The sequence below is a fragment of the Bacillus songklensis genome (assembly GCF_042649685.1).
GTDB lineage: Bacteria > Bacillota > Bacilli > Bacillales > Bacillaceae_H > Bacillus_BA > Bacillus_BA songklensis.
This window is the reverse complement of sequence record NZ_JBHRZT010000017.1, coordinates 1-23095: the sequence shown is the minus strand read 5'-3', so window position 1 is coordinate 23095 and position 23095 is coordinate 1. Positions and strand designations below refer to the sequence as shown.

The following is a 23095-nucleotide window of genomic DNA, read 5'->3' as shown; positions in this document are numbered from 1 at the left end:
GGAGCGAAATAAACATGGGTAAATATTTTGGAACAGACGGAGTTCGTGGAGTAGCTAACAGTGAACTAACACCAGAATTAGCGTTTAAAATAGGGCGTTTTGGAGGATATGTACTAACAAAAGATGCTGAAAGACCGAAAGTATTAATTGGACGTGATACCCGTATTTCTGGTCACATGTTAGAAGGGGCTTTAGTAGCGGGTCTCCTTTCAATTGGTGCCGAAGTAATGCGTCTCGGTGTAATTTCTACTCCTGGTGTAGCATATTTAACCAAAGCACTGGGAGCTCAGGCCGGGGTAATGATTTCAGCTTCTCATAATCCTGTTCAAGATAACGGTATTAAATTTTTCGGACCGGATGGCTTTAAGCTATCAGATGAACAAGAACTTGAAATTGAACAGCTTTTAGACAACCCTGAAGACACTTTGCCGCGACCGATAGGGAAAGAATTAGGACAAGTAAATGATTATTTTGAAGGCGGTCAAAAGTACCTGCAATACTTAAAGCAAACAGTGGATGAAGACTTCTCAGGTATTCATGTAGCTTTAGACTGTGCCCATGGTGCTACTTCTTCGTTAGCTGCCCATCTATTTGCCGATTTAGAAGCAGATATTTCAACAATGGGTGCTTCTCCTAATGGGTTAAATATTAATGATGGCGTCGGGTCTACTCATCCTGAGGCATTAGCTGTATTTTTAAAAGAAAAAGGAGCAGATATCGGTCTTGCTTTTGACGGAGACGGCGATCGTTTAATTGCTATTGATGAAAATGGGGAAATCGTAGATGGTGATCAAATTATGTATATTTGTGCCAAATACTTAAGCGCACAAGGGCAATTAAAACATAATACAATTGTGTCAACGGTAATGAGTAATTTAGGCTTTTATAAAGCGCTTGAAGTACAAGGCATCCAAAGCGCTCAGACTGCAGTTGGTGATCGCTATGTAGTAGAAGAAATGAAGACTAAAGGCTATAATTTAGGCGGAGAGCAGTCGGGCCATATTATTTTCCTGGATTATAATACAACAGGTGATGGCATGCTTTCGGCCATTCAGTTAGTAAACATTATGAAAGCAACGAAAAAGCCACTATCCCAATTAGCGGGTGAGATGAAAAAATACCCGCAATTACTTGTAAATGTAAAAGTAACGGATAAATATAAAGTTACGGAAAATGAAAAAGTGAAAGCTGTTATTGAGGGAGTAGAACAAGAAATGGCTGGAAATGGACGTGTTCTGGTTCGTCCTTCTGGAACAGAACCGCTGGTTCGTGTCATGGTAGAAGCACCAACAGACAGTGAATGTGAAAAATATGTAAACCGTATCGTTGAAGTGGTCAAGGCAGAAATGGGATTAGAATAAATAAAAGTGCCCAATATGCATGAGTGGTAACACAATAAACTGCTCATGCATATTTTTATATTGTGGGAACACTTTATGTTTTCTTTTAGCTCTAAGCGGTTAGACACATAAAGTGTCTTTTTTCATTCCCCAATTAAAAGGAATTAATTGACGGTTTGTCAGCACCTATTGTAATATTAGGTTTGTTCGTCTCTTAATATACGTTGAAGGAGGGAAAAATAAGTTTGGTTCATCATTAAAGCGCCTGGACTAAGCATAGAGACGCAAAGTGCTTAGTTGACGAGGAGGAGGTTTATCGAGTGCTCGGCGGATGCCTCCCGGTTGAATAGTCACAACCGTGTAATCCTTTGTTAAAAGCAAAAGGGTGACCTTTTGGACAAAGACAAGGAAATGACTAGATGTTGATTGTTTTATTTCAAGGAGGAACTGTTTTATGTGCGGAATTGTAGGTTATATCGGAAATAAAGATTCAAAAGAAATTTTATTGCGCGGGTTGGAAAAATTAGAGTACCGCGGCTATGACTCTGCAGGAATTGCAGTTGCAGATGAGCAAGGTATTCATGTATTTAAAGAAAAAGGCCGTATTGCTGAGTTACGTGGGATTGTGGATGAGTCTGTTATAGCACCAATCGGTATTGGTCACACTCGTTGGGCTACACATGGTGCTCCAAGTCAAGTGAACGCTCACCCGCACCAAAGTACAAAAGGCCGTTTTACGATCGTTCATAACGGCGTTATTGAAAACTATGCGATTTTAAAACGTGATTACCTTCAAGGTGTGGAGTTCAAAAGTGATACAGATACAGAAGTTATTGTTCAATTAATTGAAAAAATTGTAAATGAAGGTCTGGCGGTAGAAGCTGCGTTTCGTAAAGCGATTAGCTTGCTTCACGGTTCATATGCCATCGCCCTTTTAGATGAACAAGACAAAAACACAATTTATGTAGCGAAAAACAAAAGTCCGCTGCTTGTAGGATTGGGTACTGACTTTAACGTTGTGGCAAGTGATGCAATGGCAATGTTGCAAGTAACGGATCAATACGTAGAATTAATGGATAAAGAAGTTGTTATTGTGACAAAAGAAGATGTCACAATAAAAAAATTAGATGGGCAAGTAGTAGAGCGTGCTCCTTATACGGCAGAACTAGATGCAAGTGATATCGAAAAAGGCACATACCCTCACTACATGTTGAAAGAAATTGATGAACAGCCGTTGGTTATGCGTAAAATCATTCAAGCTTATCAAAATGAGCAGAATGAATTAGCGATTCATAAAGATGTATTAGAGGCCATGAATGAGGCGGACCGTATCTATATTATTGCTTGCGGTACCAGCTACCATGCCGGTTTAGTTGGAAAGCAGTTCATTGAAAAATGGGCGAAAATCCCGGTAGAAGTGCATGTGGCAAGCGAGTTCTCTTACAACATGCCGCTTTTATCTAAAAAACCTTTGTTTATCTTTATCTCACAAAGCGGTGAAACAGCAGACAGCCGTGCTGTGCTTGTGCAAGTGAAGGAATTAGGCTATAAAGCATTGACGATTACGAATGTTCCTGGTTCTACTCTTTCTCGCGAAGCGGACTACACGCTATTACTACATGCAGGTCCTGAGATTGCGGTTGCTTCTACAAAAGCTTATACAGCTCAATTAGCGGTATTAGCAATTTTGGCGGCAGTGACAGCAGAAGCAAAAGGAATCGGATTAGAGTTTGATCTTGTACCAGAATTAGCGATTGTGGCGAACGCGATGGAAATACTTTGTGATGACAAAGAAGAAATGGAAAACATTGCGCGTGAATTTTTAGCAACAACTCGTAACTGCTTCTTCATCGGTCGTTCATTAGACTTCTATGTAGGTTTAGAAGGTGCGTTAAAATTAAAGGAAATTTCTTATATTCAAGCAGAAGGATTTGCCGGAGGAGAGTTAAAGCATGGTACCATGGCGTTAATTGAGAACAACACGCCTGTAATCGCCTTAGCGACTCAAGGGCATGTTAACTTAAGTATTCGCGGTAACGTGAAGGAAGTAGTGGCTCGCGGAGCAAGCCCTTGCATTATCTCCATGAAAGGCTTAGAAACAGAAGAAGATCGTTATGTTCTTCCGGAGGTACATGAAACATTGGCACCGCTTGTATCGGTTATCCCTTTACAATTAATTTCTTACTACGCAGCATTACATCGTGATTGTGATGTAGATAAGCCGCGTAACTTGGCTAAATCTGTTACAGTTGAATAATGGTCACTGAAAGCTAGACAATCATACGATTTATAACTAGTACTGTTATAAACGATAGGTCCATTTTCAAAAGAGATGTTATAACATGATATTCTCATATGAACCCTAGTACAGTTAAAGATTGCTGTATTAGGGTTTTTATTGTTGAAAAGCACAATGGAATTGTTTTGTGAAAAGCGTATAGATTTAAGTAAAGGGTAATGATAAAGGACTATTTATCAATCTGGTTTTTTGCTTTACAATGTTGCTTATGTATTTTTCATACATATTATCCGCAGTGAGAACGAATCTTTTTCGTAAACATATGATGAAAATGATAAAATAGAAAAGATGAAGAAATATGAGGAGGATCATCTATGAAGATTAAACTTGGCCTTTTATATGGCGGGAAATCTGCTGAACATAAAGTATCCATGCAAACAGCTCTTTCTGTAATTGGAGCGTTGGATCAAGATAAATATGACATACATCCAATCTATATTACCGAAACGGGCGAGTGGATTCGAGGAAAGCAATTGACAGGACCTGTTGAAGATATCGCCCAACTTCAGCTGAATCGGACAGGAACGGAAATCTCACCGATGTCTTTAAGTACCGCTATTTTTAGTGGCACAGGGGCACAACCGCAAGAAAGCATTGATGTGGTATTCCCTCTTCTTCACGGACCAAACGGTGAAGACGGAACAGTGCAAGGAATGTTGGAGTTATTAAATATTCCCTATGTAGGAAACGGTGTCCTTGCTTCAGCAGCAGGAATGGATAAAGTGATCATGAAAAATTTATATTCTCAAGCTGGCTTACCTCAAGTGAATTATGCTTGGTTTATCCGAAGCGAATGGGAGCAAAATCAAGAACAGGCTTATGTAGAAGTAGAAGAAAAGCTTGGCTATCCTTGCTTTGTAAAACCTGCTAATTTGGGATCAAGCGTCGGAATCAGCAAATGTAAAGATCGTGAAGAACTTATCGCTGCGTTTGAAGAAGCTTTTACATTTGACCGCAAGATTATTGTGGAAGAAGGCGTTGTTGCACGAGAAATAGAAATCGGTGTATTGGGGAATGACAATCCGAGCTGCTCAGTAGTAGGGGAAATCGCTCCTAAGAAAGAGTTTTATGATTATAAGGCGAAATATGAAGACGAAGATACGGCCCTCATCATTCCTGCTCAAATCGATGAAACCACTTATAACGAAATGAAGGAACTAGCAATTAAGGCTTTTAAAGCAATTGACGGGGCTGGTCTAGTTCGAGCAGATTTCTTCTTAACACCAGACGGAAAACTGTTGATCAACGAAGTAAATACAATGCCGGGGTTCACTCCTTATAGCATGTTCCCGCTTCTATGGAAACATGCAGGAGTATCCTATCCGGAATTGATCGAAAAGCTTGTTTACCTGGCAATTGAGCGTCACGAAGAAAAACAAAAGATTCGGTACACAATATAATGTAACAAATGAGGTTGTTTTGGAAATGCACTAATCACTTCGGAAGCAATCTCGTCGAAATGGGCCTTTCCAATTGCTTTGTTGCAACCAGCAGCGATTTAGTGAAAAGGTCCATTTCTGTATGCGTATTTTTTGACCATCCAATGGGTTGATACAACAATTAACGAGGTTACATAACGGAAAGAAAGGGGCTTGAACAGAAGATGATTACACGTACGATAAAAGAAGTACAAGAGATGATCCCTGACAGTACGTTGCAAGGAGATACAGAGGTGATAATCAAAGGGGTGTCCATTGATACAAGAACCATTGAAGAGGGAAATTTATTCGTCCCGATCAAAGGTGAAAAATTTAATGGCCATGAGTTTGTTCAAAAGGCGATAGAAAGTGGGGCCTCTGCCACTCTTTGGAATCGAAATGAACCCAATATGCCTGAGAACATTCCTGTATTATTGGTAGAAGATACATTAACGGCTCTACAGCAATTATCAAAGCAATACCGGGATCAATTAGGCGTGAAAGTAGTAGGCGTGACTGGAAGTAATGGAAAAACAACCACAAAGGACATGATTTTTTCCGTGTTGTCCACGAGCTATCAAGTTTTAAAAACAGAAGGGAACTTCAATAACCATATTGGTTTGCCTTTAACAATGCTTCGTTTGACAGAAGAGACGGAAATTGCCATTTTAGAGATGGGGATGAGCAGTCGTGGTGAAATCGAGCTGCTTTCTCAGTTGGCAGCTCCTCACGTGGCTGTTATTACAAACATCGGTGAATCACACTTATTGGATCTGGGAAGTCGGGATGGGATCGCCGAAGCGAAATTAGAGATTATCAGCGGTTTACAGGAAGAAGGATTGCTAATTTACAATGGTGATGAGCCTTTATTAACTTCCAGAGTAGAGAAAATGGCTATTAAGACCGTCACTTTTGGGAAAACTAGTGATGTTGACCTACATCCCCTTACCATTGAACAGCAAAAGCAAAGTACACTCTTTACCATTTCGCAGGCACCTGATGTAACGTATGAAATCCCTGTCCTTGGCGTCCATAATGTTCATAACGCTTTAGCGGCAATCGCGGTAGGGCGCTTCTTTAATATTCCATTTTCTACGATTGCAGAGGGGTTAAACACCTTAAGGCTGACAAATATGAGAATGGAAATGATTCCTTCTCATAAAGGTTTTGATATTATCAACGATGCCTATAACGCGAGCCCGACATCAATGAAGGCAGCCATTTCCTTACTGGAAGACTTAAAGGGATATGGCCAAAAATTCATCGTTCTTGGAGATATGCTTGAACTAGGAGCACAGGAAAAGTCATTTCATTATGAAGTGGGTCAAATAATCAACCCGCAGAAGATTGACTATGTCTTTACTTGTGGAAAGCTTGGTCTTGAAATTGCTAAAGGAGCAGAAACGACTTTTGAAAAAGGGCGAGTGCAGCATTTTGGTGATAAAAAGCAGTTGGTGCAGCATTTAGCCCCTCTTATTCAAAAGGGTGATGTAGTGCTTGTAAAAGCATCCAGAGGAATGAGACTAGAAGAAGTGGTTGAGGCGTTAAAAGCATAGAAGAATGAAAGAGATGATGAATGAATTTAACGGGAAAATCCACAATCGGGATGAAGAACACAAGCGATGCTCTCCAATCTGAAAGACGTGATGTGGAAATTCCAGAAGATCTGCTGGCTGCTTTTCAAACAAACGAAGAAGCGAATGAATGGCAGGAAAGTTATTATATTCTCAAAAAAGTATACATTGTTTGGATTAAAGGAACGAAAAAAGAGGAAACTAAGTAAAGAAGGGTATTAGCTACTATTGAGAAGCTGGGGCAGGGACGAAAAGGTTCTTATTTATGCATAAAAAAGGGATTGTAAATGCTCATTGAAAATGGTATTATAAAGTTTAATGTGTATTGTTGATTGCCCAACAAGTTAAAGTGATATATTTCAGGGCATTTCCCCTGTAACGGAGAATGTCCTTTTTTATAATGTTAAGAAAGAACATTTTTGTTATATAATAGTAATACAGTATGAAATCAAAAGGAGTTTGGAAATATTGGCTTTATTTAGAGATTTAGGAATCAGTGAAACACTGAGAAAATCAATTAATCAAATGGGATTTGAAGAGGCGACTCCAATTCAAGCTCAAACTATTCCTCTTGCTTTGGAAGGGGAAGATGTGATTGGTCAAGCACAAACAGGGACAGGTAAAACAGCCGCTTTTGGTATCCCGTTAACAGAAAAAATTGATACGAAAATTGAGCGCATCCAAGGAATTGTGATTGCGCCTACTCGTGAGTTGGCTATTCAAGTATCAGAAGAGTTATACAAAATTGGACGTCATAAGCGTACTCGTGTATTGGCGATTTACGGTGGTCAAGATATTAGCCGTCAGATTCGTTCGCTGAAGAAAAACCCTCACATTATTGTTGGAACGCCGGGTCGTTTGCTTGATCATATTAACCGCAAAACGATGCGCTTACAAGATGTTCAGACTGTTGTATTGGATGAAGCGGATGAAATGCTGAACATGGGATTCATTGAAGATATTGAAAAGATTTTGGAAAATGTACCGGAAGATCATCAAACACTGCTGTTCTCAGCAACAATGCCTGGTCCAATTCAACGAATTGCCGAGCGATTCATGAGTGAACCGAAAGTTGTAAAAGTAAAGGCAAAAGAAGTAACGGTACCTAATATCCAACAATATTACTTAGAGACTCAAGAAAAGAAAAAATTTGATGTCTTAACTCGCTTATTGGATATTCAGTCTCCAGAATTAGCTATCGTGTTCGGAAGAACGAAGCGCAGAGTCGATGAGCTTTCTGAGGCTTTAACTGTAAGAGGATATGCAGCACAAGGCATCCATGGTGATTTAACTCAAGCAAAACGTATGTCTGTTCTTCGTCAGTTTAAAGAAGGAAGCATTGATGTTCTAGTTGCAACTGATGTTGCCGCTCGTGGTCTTGATATTTCAGGTGTGACACACGTGTATAATTTCGATGTTCCACAAGATCCAGAAAGCTACGTGCATCGTATCGGTCGTACGGGACGTGCTGGAAAAACAGGAGTGGCGATGACATTTGTAACGCCGCGAGAAATGGGCCAGCTTAAAAATATCGAAAATACAACAAAGAGAAAAATGGATCGCATGAAGGCTCCTACGTTGGATGAGGCATTAGAAGGTCAACAACGCCTTGCGATGGAAAAGTTAACAAATGTTCTTCAATCACAAAACTTGTCGTTTTATCGTCAAGCAGCAGAAGAATTACTTGAAGAACATGATTCTTTATCAATCGTATCTGCAGCGATTAAATTGTTAACAAAAGAGCCGGACACAACGCCTGTGCAGTTGACAGCCGAAGCGCCGATGCCGGGTAAAAGAGAGAGAAGCTCTCGCGGAAGAGATGGCAGAGGCGGCAGAAGCGGTCGGGACAGAGATGGTTCTCAATCCCGTAAAAAGGGCCAACGCAATGGAGTAAATGTGAAACGCAAACAACAAGCGAAAAGTAAGTAGGGTCGGCTGACTGCTATCTCGTCATGAGGTAGCAGTTTTTATTTTGAAGATATTTAGGGAATGCTAGAAGTAATTCAACTAGCGGGGTGGCCGTATTGACGATTGTAAGGTTAGGGTATGTAGCGATGAGTGTTCATTTGCAAAACAGCTCACCTTCTCAAACGATGACGTTTGCTCAGTTCAGCAAGCTGAAAAACCGAGAAGCAGCAATTAAAAAATTAGAGCGAATCGCGATTTCCAATTTGGAAAATTGCTTAAGGCTGTTAAAGCATAATGTTTGGAATGAGATTCATTTCTTTCGTTTCAGCTCACGTTTGATTCCGCTTGCCAATCACGAAGAGCTGGCTGGGTGGGATTATATGGGTCCATTGAAACGGAGTTTGGCTGAAATTAAAGATTATTTAGGAAAGCACACGATAAGGGTAGACTTCCACCCTGATCATTTCGTTTTATTAAACTCAACGGACGTAGATATTCTGAAACGATCTATTAAAGCGCTGCAGACGCATGCTGCCCTATTAAAAGGCATGGGTGTTTCTTTAGCCCATCGTTGTGTAATGCATGTAGGCGGTGCTTACGAAGATAAAGAAAAGGCGCTGGAGCAGTTTATTCATAATTGGGGATTTGTTCCATCTGAAATTCAAAACATGATCATGCTAGAAAACGATGATACCACTTTTACTGTGCGGGATACCCTCTATTTATGTGAGAAACTCAATATTCCAATCGTTTTTGACTTGCATCACCATTTAGCCAACAATGCAGGGATAGAGTGGGAAGATAATTGGGGAAGAATGGTTGGAACGTGGAGCCAATCAAGCTTGCCCATGAAAATGCACATTTCAAGTCCAAGGGATGATCACGATTTTCGTGCTCATGCAGACTACGTGGATCCAAGCATGTTCATGGATTTTTTATCGCACATCAAAGGAAGTGTCAACCAGATTGACTGTATGATTGAAGCGAAAAAAAAAGACGATGCCCTGTTCCGGTTAGTAGAACAGCTAAAATCCTATAAGGAAATCGAATTTATTGATCAATCCAGCTTTCATATTCGCTAGGAAAAGTCTCTGATTTAAAGGGGCTTTTTTATTATGAACATGAAGTTACAAAAGAATCTGTAAAATTGATAAAATGGGAATAACCAAAGTGAAAGGGATGACGTTTTTGATTACTGGTATTGGAATAGATATCGTAGAAATTGATCGAATCGAAAAGATCATTCAAAGGAAAAAGGGGTTTGTGGAACGTATCTTAGTTCACAAGGAGAAATTATATTATGAGCAACTTTCTTCTCGCAGGAAAGTGGAATTCCTAGCAGGCCGGTTTGCTGCAAAGGAAGCATATGCAAAAGCGGCGGGAACAGGAATCGGTCAACACTTGAGTTTTCAAGATATTCAGGTGGATTATGATGAATATGGAAAGCCGTTTATTCTTTCCTCCTCCTCAGATGTAAAGGTCCATCTTTCTATTTCGCATAGCCAACAATATGCAGTTGCACAAGTAATTATCGAAAGCTTGTCAAGCTAGTCTGCATATTCAAAGACCTTGTCTCATATATTCATATTGCAGATGGAAGAGATATGCTCACTCTTCGAGAAATACGAATAGAGGCAAAGGGGTTGGGAAGATGAGAAAAGTGCTGGGCGGCTTCTTGAGTTGCTTTTTTGTGCTCTTTTTGATAACAGGATGCGGCGCGAAAAGTCAAGAAGATGTAAAAAATGCTTTAGATGCTAAATTGGAGGAAATGACAGGGTATAAGGCAAAAGCTAAGATGACGCTGAAGACAGGGAAGGATTCACAAGTATATGAGGTAGAGGTTTGGCATAGTAAACCATCTTATTATCGCGTAAATCTAAAAAACGCAGCGAAAGATCAAAGTCAAATGATTTTGCGTAATGATGAAGGGGTATTTGTGTTAACGCCTGCCTTAAATAAAAGCTTTCGGTTCCAAAGTGATTGGCCTCAAAACAGCAGTCAAGCTTACCTGTATGAATCCTTAGCAAGAGATATTATGGGAGATAGCGAAGCTAAATTTAAAGCAACGAAAGATGCCTATGTATTTGAAACAAAAACGAATTATCAAAACAGCGCCATGCTGCCAACACAAGAAATCACCTTAAATAAAAAAGACTTAACACCGCGTTTAGTAAAGATTATGGACACAGATCGCAACCCACTGATCGAGATCGAGTTTTCAAAAGTAGAATTAAATGCAAAGTTCGATAAAGGGGCTTTTGAAACAAAACGGAACATGACAGGTGCCCAAATGGAAGTACCGACGCTTGCACAAGATAATAAAAAGCCGCTAGAAGTTAAAATTCCAATGGATACACCTGCAGGAACTTCCCTTGTAGAGGAAAAAGAAGTGAAAACAGAAAACGGTAAGCGAATCGTCTTAACATATGGCGGTGAAAAAACCTTCACCTTAATCCAGGAGCAAGCGGTAGTGAAGGAAACGGCTGCCTCGACGTTCGTAGACGGAGAACCGATTGATCTAGGGTTTGCCATTGGCGCACTTTCTGACCAAACCTTAACATGGTCCTCTGAAGGTACAGATTTTATGCTCGCCTCCAAAGACTTAACAAAAGAGGAAATGATTATGGTTGCACGTTCAATGGAGGGACAAATGATTAAATAAAGTGAAACTTCTATTAGTGTGTAAGGCCCTCATCTGATGGAACGGGATAAACACTGGCAAAAGACAGGCTCAAAGTTAATTTATGAGCCTGTTATTTTTCTTTCTATGTATTATACTAAAAAGAGAGCATATTTTTATAATGGTTCGGAAAGAAGGAAGTGGGTATAGAAATGGATGCGGTTTATCGCGATACATGGACAGAAATTAACTTAGATTATATAGCGGAGAATATTCGGTCAATCAAAGGGATCTTACCTCAAAACCAGCATCTTATCGCGGTAGTCAAAGCAAATGCTTACGGCCATGGTGATGAGCAAGTAGCAAGAGTGGCGGTAGAAGAGGGAGCTGACATGTTGGCCGTTGCCTTTTTGGATGAGGCGATCGCCTTAAGGGAAAAGGGAATCCAACAACCGGCTCTAGTTTTAGGCGCTGTTTCCCCTATGCATATTGAGGCGGCATCGTGCCATAATATTCGTTTTACCATGTATAGTGTGGAATGGTTAAGAGAAGCGGTAAAGCAGTGTGCGAACCTGCAAACGCCTTTTTATGTGCATTTAAAAGTGGATACCGGTATGGGGAGGCTCGGTATTCGCTCAAAAAGGGAATTAGAGGAAATCCTTCAGCTATTACAGAACAACCCGAATATCGTTCTGGAAGGAGTATTTACCCATTTTGCAACGGCTGATGAGTTAAATAGCGAAAAATACAACGTTCAATATGAATCTTTCAAGGAAACAGTAACGTATTTAGCGGAGCGGGGTGTTTGTCCTCCTTACATTCACTGTGCTAATAGTGCGGCTTTATTACGATTTCCCCATGAAACATTCAATACCGTAAGATTAGGAATTGCGATGTATGGGCTCAGTCCTTCTATGGAAATGAAGAAAGTGTTGCCTGTTACATTAAAAGAGGCCTTTTCCTTGCACAGTCGCCTTGTGCATGTAAAGAGAGTCCATAAGGGCGATACGATCAGTTACGGGGCTACTTATCAAGCGGAGGGGGATGAATGGATCGGGACGGTTCCAATCGGGTACGCGGACGGTTGGATTCGCAGGATGCAGAACTTTCAAGTGCTTGTAGACGGCCACTTTGTTCCAATCGTAGGCCGTGTGTGTATGGATCAGTTAATGGTTAAACTCCCAAAGAAATATCCAATAGGAGAAAAAGTGACACTTATCGGTGAACAAGCAGGTAAACAGATTTCGATTGATGATGTTGCCGGGCATCTTCAAACCATTAATTATGAAATACCTTGTATGATTTCTTATAGGGTTCCCCGTTTATTCATTCGACATGGCCAGCAATGGGGCCGAACAAATTATCTATTATCTTAAAAACTCTCTTAACTTGTCGATTTAGCGTGGATGATCTGCTTTTTATCATTTTTTTGGCGAATCATGCATAAAAGAAGGCCCGAAATGACGATAATAGTTGAGGAATTAAGAGAATTACCTTTGCATAAGCCGTAATCAATGGTATTATAAAGTTAGGTGAGATTATTGGTGTGTGTATTGATGGTGGAGGTGTATGTTTGTGTCTGAAGCGAGCGCAACTACAGAAATTTTGGTTCGATTACCACAAAATTTAGTGTCAGAATTAGATGTGATTGTGAAACAGGAGAACGGAAATCGTAGTGAATTTATTTATCAGGCTACGAAGATGTATCTTCGTGAACGCAAAAAACGCCATATCCGCGAGTCAATGAGAAGAGGATATATGGAAATGGCTAAGATAAATTTAAACATCGCATCTGAAGCCTTCCTGGCAGAATATGAAGCTGATCACACCGTAGAACGCTTAGTTAGCGGGGGGTAATGATTTGGTAGTCAAGCGCGGCGACGTTTATTTTGCTGATTTATCCCCAGTTGTTGGCTCCGAGCAAGGAGGCGTTCGCCCTGTACTCATCATCCAAAATGATATAGGAAACCGCTTTAGCCCAACAGTTATTGTGGCTGCTATTACAGCTCAAATTCAAAAAGCTAAGCTTCCTACCCATGTAGAGATTGATGCCAAACGCTACGGTTTTGAACGAGATTCGGTTATCTTGCTTGAGCAAATACGAACAATCGATAAACAACGGTTAACTGATAAAATCACTCATCTAGATGATGAGATGATGGACAGAGTAGATGAGGCTTTGCAAATAAGCTTAGGACTTATCGATTTTTAACATTATACGCCATTTAAGAAAAGTTGCTCCCAAAAGAGTAACTTTTTTTATTTGACGGCGAAACAGGGGAAATTTTATAGTGAAAAAGAGGGATATTTTTGTAGCGGTGTAAATCGACAAAAATAAGGGTGTTGTTTTTATAAAGGAATAAGGAGGAAATCATGAATCAAAATTTAATTGATTACATAAGGGATCATAGAAAACAGATTTTTGAAAACTGGCTGGATAAGATGCAAACGCTGGGTATGGAGCGGATCAAAAACATTATATCTGAGCAAGTGTATATAAATATGAGTTCGGACTTTGTGCACCTGATTCTTTCGGATGCTCTGCAGCATCAAGATACATTCGTTCAGGATTTGGAAGTTTTTGTAAAAAGAGTGGTGAAACTTGGTTGGCCGTTAAGTTATTTAACTAATGGTACTCGTACCATCGGCAAGGTAGTATTGGAAGGATTTGTGGAATACAATGAAAATCCCATTGCACCGAAAACGGTTCAAACCGAATTGCTGTATGAGTTTGACGAGTGGTTAACTCCTATTTATAACAATGTGGTCGAATTGTATTCAAATTCCTGGGAAAATACTGTTATGCTGCAAAAAGTGGCTTTACAGGAATTATCAGCCCCGCTTATTCCGGTTTTTGATAAAATCACTGTTATGCCTCTTATTGGAACGATCGATACGGATCGAGCAAAAAAAATTATGGAAAATCTTCTGCAAGGGGTAGTCAAACATCGCGCTGAAGTTGTATTGATTGATATTACTGGAGTGCCGGTAGTGGACACTATGGTGGCTCATCATATTATTCAGGCCGCAGAAGCCGTTCGCCTAGTAGGGGCCAAATGCCTTCTTGTTGGTATCCGTCCTGAAATTGCTCAAACCATTGTAAATTTAGGTATTAATCTGAATCAAATTATTACAAAGAATTCACTTAAAAAGGGCATAGAGGCTGCACTTGCGATTACTAATCGTAAAATCGTAGAAGCAGAATTGGAGGAATAAGCATGAGAATACCCATCCTAAAACTTCATGATTATTTATTAGTATCTATCCAATGGGAGCTCGATGACCAAACTGCCATTCAATTTCAGGAAGACCTATTAAATAAAATCCATCAAACAGGTGCTAAAGGCGTTGTCATTGATTTAACGTCCATTGATATGATCGATTCGTTTATTGCAAAAGTATTAGGTGATGTAGTCAGTATGTCAAGCTTGATGGGAGCAAAAGTGGTATTAACAGGGATTCAACCCGCTGTAGCAATTACCCTGATTGAATTAGGAATAGGGTTAAATGATGTTCTTACCGCGTTAGATTTAGAGCAAGGTTTGGAAAAACTCCAAGCGGAATTGGGGGAATGAGAATGCAATTCCAATCCTGCGTAAAAATCGTAACGGAATGGGACATTGTGGCAGCGAGACAGCTGGGAAGAAATGTCTCAAAAGAACTAGGATTCGGCACAGTAGACCAGGCCCGCATTACAACAGCAATCTCTGAGTTGGCACGTAACATCTATCTGTACGCCGGAAAAGGAAAAGTTTGTATTGAAAAAATAAACCGTATGGGGAAGAGCGGGCTTTTAATTGTTGCCTCTGATGAAGGACCGGGGATTGCAGACATTCGAAAAGTGATGGAAGATGGTTATACAACATCTGGTGGGTTAGGTGCAGGATTGCCCGGAGTGAAACGCTTGATGGATGAGTTTGAAATCGAATCGGTTGTAGGAGAGGGTACAGAGATAAAGGCAATTAAGTGGCTCCGCTAGGAGGAAATAGATCATGAGTTTTCATGAAGAAATGAAACATTTATATAAAGAAATTTTAGCAAATTATATTCAGACACAAAATGAACAGGTTCTTTACCAAGGCCAAAAGCTGAGTCGTAAATCGCTCGAAAATGAAATATCACCAGAAGATATTGTCAGTATGCATAAAGAAGTGATTGAGGAAATTTATCCTGACATTCCAGAGAGAGTGCTCCATTCCTTAGATTTCTTGTTGGAAATTATGATTAGTTACGGACTTGCTCACCGTGAACATCAAGCATTAAAGAACAAGCAAAGAGAGTTGAAGTCCGAGATTGAAATTGCAGTAAATGTGCAGCAGAATTTATTAAGCACGAGTGTACCCGCTGTTTCGTCTGTGGATATAGGAGCGATCAGTGTACCTGCGAAGCAGATGAGCGGGGACTATTACCATTTTGTGAAAGATGAGAACGGATGTGTTAATATTGCGATTGCGGATGTGATTGGAAAGGGTATTCCAGCGGCTATGTGTATGTCAATGATTAAATATGCAATGGACAGCTTGCCAGATTCCAGAAAAAATCCAAGTTATGTGTTGGAAAACTTGAATAGAATCGTGGAGCAAAATGTTGATCCGAGCATGTTTATTACGATGTTTTACGGAACGTATGATCCATTTTCGCACCTTTTCCAATATGCATCTGCGGGACATGAACCCGGCTTCTATTATTCGGCGGAAGAAGATAAATTTTATGATTTGGAAGCGAAGGGACTGGTACTGGGTATCGATCGCAATGTAAAGTATTCTCAGTATGAAACCGCCATTTCTTCTCAGGATATGATTGTGCTTTTGACCGATGGAGTAACAGAGTGCCGAGTTGATGAAGAATTTATCGAAAGAACGGACATTATAAAACTTATTAGGAAATACATGCACTTATCCGCTCAGGAATTAGTTGAGGCAGTCTACAAAGAGTTGGAAAAGCTGCAAGATTTCCAGCTAAGGGATGATTTTACATTAATTATTTTAAAGCGGCTGGTTTAATTCTTTTCTAAGAGGGTATTTAAAAGATACTACAATGTTCGAGGGGGAGAATCCGGTGAATTTAAAAATTGATATTCAACAAAATGAACAGCAGTATTATGTGAAGCTGGCTGGTGAAATAGATGCTTATACAGCTCCGGAGCTTAAAGATAAATTTATGAGTATGACAGAGCAAACAAATCCTCAAATTACCGTTGATTTTACAAATGTAGCTTATATGGATAGTACGGGGTTAGGTGTGTTTATTGCGTTGTTAAAAGCAATCAAAAAAACAGAGGGATCATTAAAATTTGTAGGTGTATCAGAACGTTTGAAGCGATTATTTGATATCACGGGACTAACAGAGATTTTAAATTTAAATTCCCAAGTAGAAGGTGGCATAAAATGAAACAAGCGTACGACTTTGTAGAGATGAAAATTCCGGCTAAACCAGAATATGTAGCGGTAATTAGACTTACATTGTCGGGTGTGGCAAACCGCATGGGTTTTTCTTACGATGACATCGAGGACATGAAAATCGCCATTAGTGAGGCTTGTACAAATGCTGTGCAGCATGCTTACAGGGAAGAAGAAAATGGTGAAGTGACGGTTGGTTTCGGGTTGTTCGCAGATCGGTTAGAAATTATAGTAGCAGATCAAGGTAGAAGTTTTGATTTTGAACAGCTAAAGCAAAACATTGGTCCTTACGAAACATCCCAAGAAATAGAGTTTTTGCCTGAAGGCGGCTTGGGACTTTATTTAATCAATACATTAATGGATGAAGTAAAAGTGGGGCAGGAGCAAGGAGTCACTGTATTAATGACAAAGTATGTACAGAGAGAGCAGGTGGAGAGTGATGAAAACCCAGTCTCAACCTATGAAGCTAACTAAAGAGGATGTACTGCGCCTTATTGAAGAATTTCAGCAACAGCAATCGGAAGAGGCACAGAACCAACTCGTTCTGCATTATAAGAATCTTGTAGAGTCCATTGCTCGTCGCTATTCTAAAGGGAGTTCTTTACATGAGGATATTGTCCAAGTAGGAATGATTGGGCTTTTGGGAGCGATTCGCCGATATGATACATCGTTTGGAAGAAATTTCGAATCCTTTGCTATTCCAACGATTATCGGGGAAATTAAGCGATTTTTACGTGATAAGACATGGAGTGTACATGTTCCAAGAAGGATCAAGGAACTAGGACCTAAAATTAAATCAGCAGTAGAAGAGCTGACTAATAAGCTTCAACGCTCCCCAAAAGTTCAAGAAATTGCCGAATTTTTAGAAGTGACAGAAGAGGAAGTTTTGGAAACAATGGAGATGGGACAAAGCTATCAAGCGTTATCTGTGGATCACTCCATTGAGGCGGACTCAGATGGAAGTACTGTCACCTTATTAGATCTTGTAGGGGAAAGAGAAGAAGGTTACGAAAAAACTGACCAACGCCTAGTACTTGAAAAGATTCTGCATGTTCTAACTGATCGTGAAAGAGATATTATTCGTTGTACTTTTATGGAAAACTTGAGCCAGAAAGATACAGGTGAAAAACTGGGAATTTCACAAATGCATGTATCTCGTCTGCAAAGAAGAGCGTTGGAAAAGCTAAGAAATGCCGCCAGCACTGATTCTTCCAACATGGAGTATATGTCGTGACAAGAGAAAGGCGATTATTAAGCGTTCAAATCGAGACATACCAAAAGCCTAAAAAAGGCAATACCCACTGTGGAGACAGTCTCTATATCAAAGAAACCGATGAATATTTGCTTTGTGTCGTAGCTGATGGGTTAGGCAGCGGGGAGCACGCGCTGGCAGCTTCTTCTTCTATAACGGAAACGGCAAAACGCCATCATGCTGACAGTGTAGACGAGTTGATGGTGAAATGTAATGAAGCGGTCAAAAATACGAGGGGAGCAGCTGTCGCGATCTTAAAGTTTTATAAGCAAACCTATGAGTTCGCCTATAACAATATAGGGAATATCAGGTTTTACTTATACTCCCCTGATGGCATGTTGACCTACCCCCTTCCTGTAAAAGGCTTTCTTTCCGGGAAACCTCAACGCTTTCGTACACAGACGTTTTCATTCCACCCGGAATCGCGTTTTTTAATTCATACTGATGGGCTAGAATTAAAAGAAGTGAAATCAATGTTTTCAAAGCCATTGTCGATTGGACAATTATCGATGCATCTTCAAAATTCAATTTTATCTAACAATGATGATATTACTTACGTACTTGGCTATTTAATGACCTAGAAGGTTTTGTATTTAAGCTCACATGTTTGACATGTGGGCTTTTCGGTTTATTTGCTTTTCGTATATGTTAAAAACTTATAAAATGCTGCTTTTCAATGAATAAGCTTTCATTATCCTTGTTTCATATAACCTTCTTTTAATAACTCCCTATTTCCTTTAAGACATACAAACAGGATCGATAGAAATCCTTTTAAAATAAAGGAAGGTTGAAATTGCAGATGGTGTTGAGACTGCTTTTTAAGTGTTAAAATAGAGAAGAGTATGTTTTTGAGGAGGAGTTTTTTTGAGTAAAACCGCTGGTCAACAGGACTTTTTGTTAAGATATGTAGCAAGTGAAGTGAAAGTTGCTGTAAAGCAAGTGGAAAATGTAATTGCTCTACTAGAAGCGGGAAATACAGTTCCCTTTATTGCGCGCTATCGTAAAGAACAAACAGGAGCTTTAGATGAAGTGCAAATTCGGGATATTTCAGACAGCTGGAACTACTTACTTAACCTGCAAAATCGTAAAGAAGAAGTTATACGTCTAATCGATGAACAAGGAAAGCTGACACCTGAGCTTGAAGAACAAATCAAAAAAGCAACAAAACTTCAGCAGGTAGAGGACTTATATCGTCCATATAAGCAAAAGAGAAGAACGAAGGCGACGGTTGCCAAAGAGAAAGGGCTTGAGCCGCTTGCACAATGGATGTTAACTTTTCCTAAGGGTGAAGACTTACATATAAAAGCAAGCGAGTTCGTGTCGGATGAAAAAGGAGTGGAGTCAGAAGAGGAGGCGATTAGTGGAGCTTTAGACATAATTGCAGAACATATTTCGGATGAACCTGCTTTTCGTCAATGGATTCGGGAAGAAACCTTTAAAAAAGGCAAAATTTCTTCAACGGTCAAAGATGAAGAGAAAGATGAGAAAAAAGTATATGAAATGTATTATGAGCATGAAGAACCTATTCAGCGTATCGTCCCGCATCGTGTTTTAGCCATGAACCGCGGTGAAAAAGAAGAAATCTTAAGGGTTTCCATCATCCCTCCCATTGAACATATTTTGCGTTATTTACATAAAAACATCATTAAAACAGAAGCATCATCTGTTTCAGAGGCAATAAAAAGAGCAACAGAGGATGCTTATGGACGCTTGATTGAGCCTTCTATTGAACGGGAAATTCGGAAAGAGCTTACAGAAAAAGCTGAGGAACGAGCAATTCATATTTTTTCTGAAAACTTAAAAAATCTATTGTTGCAGCCGCCTTTGAAGGGGAAAGTGGTATTGGGGGTAGACCCTGCTTATCGAACAGGATGTAAATTAGCGGTTGTGGACGAGACGGGAAAAATGTTGGCTATTGATGTCATTTATCCTCACCCTCCGGTCAATAAAAAAGAGGAAGCTCAAAAGAAATTGTTATCTATCCTTAAGCAATTCAAAGTAGAGATGGTTGCCATTGGAAATGGAACGGCTTCAAGGGAGACGGAACAATTTGTGGCAGATACGCTCAAATTACTAGAGGAGGATACTTTCTACTTAATTGTTAATGAAGCAGGAGCTAGTGTATATTCAGCCTCTGATTTAGCGAGAGAAGAGTTTCCTAATCTACAGGTAGAAGAAAGGAGTGCGGTTTCCATTGCGAGAAGGCTGCAGGATCCTTTAGCCGAGCTTGTTAAAATTGATCCAAAGTCTGTAGGGGTAGGCCAATATCAGCATGATGTATCACAAAAAAGGTTAAATGAATCTCTTCACTTTGTGGTAGAGACTGTAGTAAACCAGGTAGGGGTGAATGTAAATACCGCTTCCTCTTCATTGCTGCAGTATGTAGCGGGGTTAAATAAAACGGTTGCGCGAAATGTCGTAAAATATCGAGAAGAGAACGGCAAGTTTAAAAATCGAAAAGAATTAAAGAAGATTCCCCGTCTTGGAGCTAAGACATATGAGCAATGCATTGGTTTCCTAAGAATCTTAGATGGTGAACAGCCACTAGATCGGACAAGTATTCATCCTGAGAGTTATAATCATGCTGAAGTATTGCTAAAAGAAATTGGGTTCACCAACAACGATTTAGGAAGCAAACAATTAAAACAGCGGCTTGAAAAGCTTGATATAAAGGACACAGCTCGCAAGTTAAGCATTGGAGAGCTTACACTACAAGATATTATTGTCTCACTCGGTCGTCCTGAACGAGATCCTCGCGATGAGTTGCCGAAGCCTTTGCTTAAAAAAGAAATACTCCAATTGGAAGACCTGTCAAAAGGATTAGAGCTGGAGGGAACAGTTAGAAACGTAGTGGATTTTGGAGTATTCGTAGATATCGGTGTGAAACAAGATGGGCTTGTTCATATATCCAAATTAAGCAAACAGTTTGTTAAGCATCCATTGGATGTCGTATCTGTTGGGGACTTAGTCAAAGTTTGGGTAGAAGATGTGGATATGAAAAAAGGAAGAGTGGCTCTTACGATGGTGCCTAACGCATAAAGAACATTTATCTTTTAAGAAAAGAGCTATGTTAGAGTCAGAGTGTTAACCTTTGGCTCATTCATGCAAAGTTATTGTTCTGTACACTTTCGGTTTTCGTTAAACGAGCTAAAACAGGGGATATTAACGCGGTTCTTTAACGAGGCTAAAAGAAAAAAGCGCTGCGATTAAGAGCAGTGCTTTTTTCTATAAAAAAACCAGCATTGATTTAGCAATTTGATTTGATAACGATCTTTTTTATAATAGGCTCGTTTCATTTGATTTTGTAACCAGTTGGGCATATTGGCATTTCTCCTTTTTCTATAGATGTAGTATAAAATTGTATGCGGCATGGGCTAGTCATGTTCATGAAAGAAAAGAGTTTTTCTTAACATAAGAGGAGGATACAGAGATGAATGACGAGGAATTGCAAAAAATGGTTGAAAGAATATCGCTTGAGGTATTTCAAATTCCTTTTAAGCACCAAGCTTATTTTAATTCCCGGCTTCGTACCACGGGAGGGCGTTATTTGTTATCGTCCCATAACATTGAAGTCAATGAATTGTACTATAAAGAAAGAGGGTTAAAAGAAATAGAAGGAATTATTAAACATGAGTTATGTCACTATCATCTTCACTTAGGCGGAAAAGGGTATAAACATCGAGATCGAGACTTTAAAGAATTGCTAGCAAAAGTGGGAGCGCCAAGGTTTTGCACGCCATTATCAAGCGAGAAAGCGAAGAGAAAAAAATTTCACTACTATGAGTGTACAAAGTGCCGCCAATTATATGCTAGAGTAAGAAAAGTAGATATCAGCCGTTATATATGTGGAAAGTGTAAAGGGAAGCTAAAGAAAATAGAAAAAGATATTGACTCAAAGTGAAATACTATGATAAATTAATTAAGCCGTCGTCATTAAGAGACACAAACAGAAAGAGCTTGACAAAAGTGTTGAGCTAATATATTATAATAAAAGTCGCAAGAAAATATTCCACAGTAGCTCAGTGGTAGAGCAATCGGCTGTTAACCGATTGGTCGCAGGTTCGAGTCCTGCCTGTGGAGCCATACAGAGAAGTACCCAAGTGGCTCAAGGGGCTCCCCTGCTAAGGGAGTAGATCGCTAACGCGGTGCGAGGGTTCGAATCCCTTCTTCTCTGCCATGGCCCGTTGGTCAAGCGGTTAAGACACCGCCCTTTCACGGCGGTAACACGGGTTCGAATCCCGTACGGGTCATTAATAAGATGTACACTTGAGTGTACATCTTATATATTGGAGGATTAGCTCAGCTGGGAGAGCACCTGCCTTACAAGCAGGGGGTCGGCGGTTCGATCCCGTCATCCTCCACCATAGATAGATATCATTTATTGGAGATGTTTAGCTAGATGGTTCCGTGGTGTAGTGGTTAACATGCCTGCCTGTCACGCAGGAGATCGCGGGTTCGAGTCCCGTCGGAACCGCCATTATTATTGGGCTATAGCCAAGCGGTAAGGCAACGGACTTTGACTCCGTCATGCGTTGGTTCGAATCCAGCTAGCCCAGCCAGTGAGCCATTAGCTCAGTCGGTAGAGCATCTGACTTTTAATCAGAGGGTCGAAGGTTCGAGTCCTTCATGGCTCACCATTTTAATTACGCGGGTGTGGCGGAATTGGCAGACGCACCAGACTTAGGATCTGGCGCCGCAAGGCGTGGGGGTTCAAGTCCCTTCACCCGCACTCTTAAAACGCGGTCGTGGCGGAATGGCAGACGCGCTAGGTTGAGGGCCTAGTGGGGGCAACCCCGTGGAGGTTCAAGTCCTCTCGGCCGCACCAAATGAAATTGAAAAAGTTGTTGACTTTATAACATTTAAATGATAATATAATAAAGTCGCTGTTGATTAAGAAGAAGCGCCCGTAGCTCAATTGGATAGAGCGTCTGACTACGGATCAGAAGGTTATGGGTTCGACTCCTGTCGGGCGCGCCATATTTAAGATAACTAAAAGCGGGAAGTAGCTCAGCTTGGTAGAGCACATGGTTTGGGACCATGGGGTCGCAGGTTCGAATCCTGTCTTCCCGACCATTAAAAATGAATATGCGGGTGTAGTTTAATGGTAAAACCTCAGCCTTCCAAGCTGATGTCGTGGGTTCGATTCCCATCACCCGCTCCAAAATGAACTTTGAAAACTGAACAAAACAAACGTCAACGTTAATTCTTTTTATTAGAGTAAGGAACATCGACTAAGAACGTCACGTCCTGTGACAACGTCGATGTCAGCACATCCATGTGCTGGT

23 protein-coding genes and 12 tRNA genes are annotated in these 23095 nt (G+C 40.3%); 34 read left to right on the top strand and 1 reads right to left on the bottom strand.

From position 1 onward, the window contains the following. Positions 1-14 precede the first annotated feature (14 nt). The 21 genes from glmM (at position 15) to ACFOU2_RS02705 (ending at position 20849) form a co-directional block, all read left to right on the top strand. On the top strand, positions 15-1361 hold the full coding sequence (gene glmM / locus ACFOU2_RS02805; protein ID WP_377912002.1) for a phosphoglucosamine mutase: 1347 nt from the start codon (positions 15-17) through the stop codon (positions 1359-1361). 433 nt (positions 1362-1794) lie between these two features. Continuing rightward, entirely contained in the window at positions 1795-3597 is a 1803-nt protein-coding gene (gene glmS / locus ACFOU2_RS02800; RefSeq protein ID WP_377912000.1) for a glutamine--fructose-6-phosphate transaminase (isomerizing), read from the top strand. A 356-nt stretch (positions 3598-3953) separates the two neighbouring features. Continuing rightward, positions 3954-5039: a D-alanine--D-alanine ligase gene (locus tag ACFOU2_RS02795; RefSeq protein ID WP_377911998.1), complete on the top strand. Its 1086-nt coding sequence runs from the start codon at positions 3954-3956 to the stop codon at positions 5037-5039. Positions 5040-5242: 203 nt separating this feature from the next. Further along, a complete protein-coding gene (locus ACFOU2_RS02790) occupies positions 5243-6613 on the top strand; it encodes a UDP-N-acetylmuramoyl-tripeptide--D-alanyl-D-alanine ligase (protein ID WP_377911996.1) in 1371 nt (456 codons plus the stop codon). A 20-nt stretch (positions 6614-6633) separates the two neighbouring features. Beyond that, positions 6634-6840 carry a YdeI/OmpD-associated family protein gene (locus ACFOU2_RS02785; RefSeq protein ID WP_377911994.1) on the top strand — a complete coding sequence of 69 codons (207 nt, stop codon included), beginning with the start codon at positions 6634-6636 and terminating at the stop codon, positions 6838-6840. Positions 6841-7156: 316 nt separating this feature from the next. Next, entirely contained in the window at positions 7157-8560 is a 1404-nt protein-coding gene (cshA, locus tag ACFOU2_RS02780) for a degradosome RNA helicase CshA (protein WP_377912016.1), read from the top strand. 95 nt (positions 8561-8655) lie between these two features. Continuing rightward, on the top strand, positions 8656-9621 hold the full coding sequence (gene uvsE, locus ACFOU2_RS02775) for a UV DNA damage repair endonuclease UvsE (RefSeq protein WP_377911992.1): 966 nt from the start codon (positions 8656-8658) through the stop codon (positions 9619-9621). 106 nt (positions 9622-9727) lie between these two features. Continuing rightward, positions 9728-10090, top strand: coding sequence for a holo-ACP synthase (gene acpS, locus ACFOU2_RS02770; RefSeq protein ID WP_377911990.1), 363 nt, complete (start codon positions 9728-9730; stop codon positions 10088-10090). A 100-nt stretch (positions 10091-10190) separates the two neighbouring features. Next, the gene (locus ACFOU2_RS02765; RefSeq protein ID WP_377911988.1) at positions 10191-11201 is read left to right on the top strand and encodes a LolA family protein; all 1011 of its coding nucleotides are present in this window, start codon (positions 10191-10193) and stop codon (positions 11199-11201) included. 170 nt (positions 11202-11371) lie between these two features. Continuing rightward, the gene (alr, locus tag ACFOU2_RS02760; protein WP_377911986.1) at positions 11372-12535 is read left to right on the top strand and encodes an alanine racemase; all 1164 of its coding nucleotides are present in this window, start codon (positions 11372-11374) and stop codon (positions 12533-12535) included. Positions 12536-12734: 199 nt separating this feature from the next. After that, positions 12735-13016 (top strand): CopG family ribbon-helix-helix protein, encoded by a 282-nt coding sequence (locus tag ACFOU2_RS02755; RefSeq protein WP_377911984.1) that lies wholly within the window; start codon positions 12735-12737, stop codon positions 13014-13016. 4 nt (positions 13017-13020) lie between these two features. Continuing rightward, the gene (ndoA, locus tag ACFOU2_RS02750) at positions 13021-13371 is read left to right on the top strand and encodes a type II toxin-antitoxin system endoribonuclease NdoA (protein ID WP_377911982.1); all 351 of its coding nucleotides are present in this window, start codon (positions 13021-13023) and stop codon (positions 13369-13371) included. Between the two features lie 161 nt (positions 13372-13532). Next, entirely contained in the window at positions 13533-14375 is an 843-nt protein-coding gene (locus ACFOU2_RS02745; protein WP_377911980.1) for an STAS domain-containing protein, read from the top strand. A gap of 2 nt (positions 14376-14377) precedes the next feature. After that, the gene (locus ACFOU2_RS02740; RefSeq protein ID WP_028397500.1) at positions 14378-14734 is read left to right on the top strand and encodes an STAS domain-containing protein; all 357 of its coding nucleotides are present in this window, start codon (positions 14378-14380) and stop codon (positions 14732-14734) included. Positions 14735-14736: 2 nt separating this feature from the next. Beyond that, positions 14737-15138: an anti-sigma regulatory factor gene (locus ACFOU2_RS02735; protein ID WP_377911977.1), complete on the top strand. Its 402-nt coding sequence runs from the start codon at positions 14737-14739 to the stop codon at positions 15136-15138. Positions 15139-15151: 13 nt separating this feature from the next. Next, complete coding sequence (locus ACFOU2_RS02730) at positions 15152-16162, top strand: PP2C family protein-serine/threonine phosphatase (RefSeq protein WP_377911975.1); 1011 nt, start codon at positions 15152-15154, stop codon at positions 16160-16162. Between the two features lie 34 nt (positions 16163-16196). Beyond that, complete coding sequence (locus tag ACFOU2_RS02725) at positions 16197-16550, top strand: STAS domain-containing protein (protein ID WP_377911973.1); 354 nt, start codon at positions 16197-16199, stop codon at positions 16548-16550. Then, the gene (gene rsbW, locus ACFOU2_RS02720) at positions 16547-17032 is read left to right on the top strand and encodes an anti-sigma B factor RsbW (protein WP_377911971.1); all 486 of its coding nucleotides are present in this window, start codon (positions 16547-16549) and stop codon (positions 17030-17032) included. The genes ACFOU2_RS02725 and rsbW overlap by 4 nt, the downstream gene beginning before the upstream one ends. Beyond that, entirely contained in the window at positions 16998-17792 is a 795-nt protein-coding gene (gene sigB / locus ACFOU2_RS02715) for an RNA polymerase sigma factor SigB (RefSeq protein ID WP_377911969.1), read from the top strand. The genes rsbW and sigB overlap by 35 nt, the downstream gene beginning before the upstream one ends. Then, complete coding sequence (locus ACFOU2_RS02710; protein WP_377911967.1) at positions 17789-18391, top strand: PP2C family serine/threonine-protein phosphatase; 603 nt, start codon at positions 17789-17791, stop codon at positions 18389-18391. Before sigB ends, ACFOU2_RS02710 begins: the two co-directional genes overlap by 4 nt. Before the next feature lie 283 nt (positions 18392-18674). Beyond that, entirely contained in the window at positions 18675-20849 is a 2175-nt protein-coding gene (locus tag ACFOU2_RS02705; protein WP_377911965.1) for a Tex family protein, read from the top strand. A gap of 167 nt (positions 20850-21016) precedes the next feature. Here ACFOU2_RS02705 and cmpA read toward each other — a convergent pair whose 3' ends face one another. Beyond that, positions 21017-21130 (bottom strand): cortex morphogenetic protein CmpA, encoded by a 114-nt coding sequence (gene cmpA / locus ACFOU2_RS02700; protein ID WP_377911963.1) that lies wholly within the window; start codon positions 21128-21130, stop codon positions 21017-21019. Positions 21131-21240: 110 nt separating this feature from the next. Here cmpA and ACFOU2_RS02695 point away from each other — a divergent pair, with 110 nt between their 5' ends. The 13 genes from ACFOU2_RS02695 (at position 21241) to ACFOU2_RS02635 (ending at position 22971) form a co-directional block, all read left to right on the top strand. Further along, positions 21241-21711, top strand: a complete 471-nt coding sequence (locus ACFOU2_RS02695; protein ID WP_377911961.1) for a SprT family protein — start codon at positions 21241-21243, stop codon at positions 21709-21711. Between the two features lie 107 nt (positions 21712-21818). Beyond that, positions 21819-21893 (top strand) — tRNA-Asn (locus ACFOU2_RS02690). 3 nt (positions 21894-21896) lie between these two features. After that, positions 21897-21987: transfer RNA gene (locus ACFOU2_RS02685), tRNA-Ser, on the top strand. 1 nt (position 21988) lies between these two features. Further along, a tRNA-Glu gene (locus ACFOU2_RS02680) sits at positions 21989-22060 on the top strand. A gap of 38 nt (positions 22061-22098) precedes the next feature. After that, positions 22099-22174: transfer RNA gene (locus ACFOU2_RS02675), tRNA-Val, on the top strand. A gap of 37 nt (positions 22175-22211) precedes the next feature. Beyond that, a tRNA-Asp gene (locus ACFOU2_RS02670) sits at positions 22212-22287 on the top strand. A gap of 7 nt (positions 22288-22294) precedes the next feature. After that, a tRNA-Gln gene (locus ACFOU2_RS02665) sits at positions 22295-22369 on the top strand. Positions 22370-22371: 2 nt separating this feature from the next. Next, a tRNA-Lys gene (locus ACFOU2_RS02660) sits at positions 22372-22447 on the top strand. A gap of 10 nt (positions 22448-22457) precedes the next feature. Continuing rightward, positions 22458-22539, top strand: a tRNA-Leu gene (locus ACFOU2_RS02655). A 10-nt stretch (positions 22540-22549) separates the two neighbouring features. After that, positions 22550-22635, top strand: a tRNA-Leu gene (locus ACFOU2_RS02650). 75 nt (positions 22636-22710) lie between these two features. Then, positions 22711-22787, top strand: a tRNA-Arg gene (locus tag ACFOU2_RS02645). 19 nt (positions 22788-22806) lie between these two features. Continuing rightward, a tRNA-Pro gene (locus tag ACFOU2_RS02640) sits at positions 22807-22883 on the top strand. Positions 22884-22897: 14 nt separating this feature from the next. After that, positions 22898-22971, top strand: a tRNA-Gly gene (locus ACFOU2_RS02635). Positions 22972-23095 lie beyond the last annotated feature (124 nt).